Source organism: Brooklawnia sp., assembly GCF_049651565.1.
In the GTDB taxonomy this organism is placed as follows: domain Bacteria; phylum Actinomycetota; class Actinomycetes; order Propionibacteriales; family Propionibacteriaceae; genus Brooklawnia.
Genome location: NZ_JBASCI010000165.1, coordinates 1 through 2,688, shown reverse-complemented (window position 1 = coordinate 2,688; position 2,688 = coordinate 1). Strand labels below are relative to the sequence as shown.

Here is a 2,688-nt window from a genome sequence, read left to right as displayed (position 1 = left end):
TCCGAAGCGTTGCGTTGCTTGAAACGACGCCTCGCCCGCATCGTCTACAACACCCTGAAAACCGACCACGAAGCGACCCTCGGGACTTGCATCTCGGTGGCCGCTTGACATAGGAGAAACTCATGAGTCGTGTGGTTGTCGATGTGATGCCCAAGCCCGAGATCCTTGATCCCCAGGGCAAGGCCGTCACCAGTTCGTTGCAGCGCCTTGGCCACCAGGGGCTGGAGGTGCGTCAGGGCAAGCGGTTCGAGATCACCGTCGACGGCGAGCTGACCGAGGAGCGACTCGACGAGATCCGGGAGGCGGCCGAGAAGCTGCTTGCCAACACCGTGATCGAGACCTTCGTGGTGCGCGTCGAGGAGCACCAGTGAACCGGATCGGTGTGGTCACCTTCCCCGGCACCCTGGACGACCAGGACGCCCGCCGGGCGATCCGGTTGTCGGGTGCCGAGCCGGTTCCGCTGTGGCACGCGTCGGATTCGCTGGCCGGTGTCGAGGCGGTGATCCTGCCGGGTGGGTTCAGCTATGGCGACTACCTGCGGGCCGGTGCGATCGCCCGGTTCGCGCCGATCATGGACGAAGTCGTCCGCGCGGCCAGGGGTGGACTGCCGGTGCTGGGCATCTGCAACGGGTTCCAGGTGCTGTGCGAGTCGCACCTGCTGCCTGGCGCGATGATCCGCAACGAGGGACGCAAGTTCGTCTGCTGTCAGCAGCGGTTGCGGGTGGAGTCATCGGACACCACCTGGACCTGCGATTTCGTGGCCGGCCAGGAGATCACCATCGTGCTGAAGAACGGTGAGGGCAACTTCCAGGCCGACTCACAGACTTTGCGCCAGCTGGAGGACAACAACCAGGTGGTCTTCCGCTACCTCGATAACCCGAACGGTTCACGCAACGACATCGCCGGCATCACCAACGAGCGCGGCAATGTGGTCGGTTTGATGCCGCACCCCGAGCACAGCGTCGAGGTGCTCACCGGCGGCACCAAGGACGGCCTGCCCTTCTTCACCTCGGTGCAGCGCTTCCTGGCGTTGACCTCGGCCTGACGGCTCCGCGGTTGGGGCCACCCGTACCCGTGGTGGCCCGTCGGGCTGGAGTCGCCGCCACCTTGCCGCGTTCCGGCCCGATCCCGTCTGGCTCGCCGGTCGTGCTGGGACGCCGCCCCCGGGTGTGCACTTTCCGTTCCTGGGGAGAGTTACTGCTCGCGAGCGGCCTCGAAAGGCGTACATTCTTCGTCGGTTGGGACGCATCGTGCCCACGGGTTGCTGGCTGGTCCTCCGGGCAGCCACCAACTGCGGCCTCGACCACACCACCCCCTACATCCAGGGCGAGACAGGGCAGACCCGTCCGGGGAACCTGGGGCCACTGTCCAGGGTCACCCACCGCGCCAGAACCTTCGGCGGCTGGAAACTCGAACAACCCACACCCGGGGTCTTCCACTGGACCTCCCCAGCAGGCTACCGATACCTCGTCACCGCCAACGGCACCACGCGCATCCACGTGCCCGAAACCGAAGCAGAGGACGAGACTGGATCAGAAGCAGACCCGGCCAAAGCGGACGCCGAGGCAACACAAGCCGGTGCCGAAGCCGAAACCCAGGCCCAACCCCTGGTGAAGACCGAACCGCCAGCCCAGGCCGAGCTATCCGATGAACCCGAGCCGCTGGAGGAAGCCAGCTGACGACAGGAGCACACCGCACTGCTAGCTGGCGGCCGCGAGTCCCGGGTGGCGGTCAAGGTGCCCGTGGCACGGACACCCGCCAGAGCCATGGGATGGGCAGGCAGTGGGCGGCCGGGCCAGCACGACCAGCCCCGTCATGGCGCCCAAACCGGGTCAGGGCAAGAACCTGACCCCTGGGCAACTGACCTTGGCCGCCGCCCAACGACAGGTTTCCGACCCTGCCCATCCTGACCCACTGCACTGCCACACCCGGCCGCGCAGCCATTCGGCATGCCCGCGCACCGCCCCCGGGTGCTAGACCGCGGCGGCGTCCACCCAGGTCGAGAGCACCGAGTTGGCCGGCAAGGTAGGCAGCAGTGCGACCCCGGCCAACGAGCCACCCGTCCCGGTGACGAACTGGGCGTCCGGGTGCGCCTCGCTGACCAACCGGATGACCTCGCGGCGCAGCACCTCCGAGCCGAGGAGGCGTCCACTCAGCCCGACAGTGACCGGAGACGCCAGGCTTACCCTTCGAATCCCGGTCAGAACGGAGTGCGCCAGCTCCCCGGCCGCGGACCGGCAGATGGCGCGACAGACCTCGTCCGTACCGGCCAGATCAGCCACCGCCCGGGCGTATCCAGCGATCCGCGACACCTTGGCGTCGTCGCCCTGCAGCTCCAGGTACATCTCCGCCAGGTCGGGGAAGTCATTGCGCACCACCGCGCTCAGTGCGGTGGCCGGACCGCGGCCATCGAAAGCACGCAGCACCGCGTCCAGCCCGGCCCGCCCGACCCAGTATCCCGACCCCGCATCCCCGACCAGGTAACCCCAGCCATCCACCCGCGCCACCGACGCGTCCCCGACGGCCAACGTGACAACGCCGGTGCCGGCCGCGACCACGACGCCGGGCCGGGAGCCGAGCACGGCCAGGTAGTTCGTGATCGAGTCGTGAGTCAGCAGCAGCCGGCGCACCCCGCCGGCCAGCAGCAACAGCAACCCGGCCGCGCCATCCGCTCCGGCGGCCGCACCG

At 68.3% G+C, this 2,688-nt stretch carries 3 protein-coding genes and 1 pseudogene; 3 read left to right on the top strand and 1 reads right to left on the bottom strand.

What is annotated here, in order from left to right:
- Positions 1–122: 122 nt before the first annotated feature.
- The 3 genes and pseudogenes from purS to WBL05_RS07565 form a co-directional block, all read left to right on the top strand.
- Positions 123–371: pseudogene (gene purS / locus WBL05_RS07575) on the top strand (phosphoribosylformylglycinamidine synthase subunit PurS); the annotation flags it as partial.
- A complete protein-coding gene (gene purQ / locus WBL05_RS07570) occupies positions 368–1,045 on the top strand; it encodes a phosphoribosylformylglycinamidine synthase subunit PurQ (protein WP_424224899.1) in 678 nt (225 codons plus the stop codon). The pseudogene purS and the gene purQ, both read left to right, overlap by 4 nt.
- 193 nt (positions 1,046–1,238) lie before the next feature.
- Positions 1,239–1,679 (top strand): hypothetical protein, encoded by a 441-nt coding sequence (locus WBL05_RS07565; RefSeq protein ID WP_424224898.1) that lies wholly within the window; start codon positions 1,239–1,241, stop codon positions 1,677–1,679.
- Positions 1,680–1,973: 294 nt separating this feature from the next.
- Here the strand turns inward: WBL05_RS07565 and WBL05_RS07560 are convergent.
- Positions 1,974–2,688: BadF/BadG/BcrA/BcrD ATPase family protein (locus WBL05_RS07560; RefSeq protein WP_424224897.1), on the bottom strand; the 715-nt coding region annotated here is incomplete at its 5' end.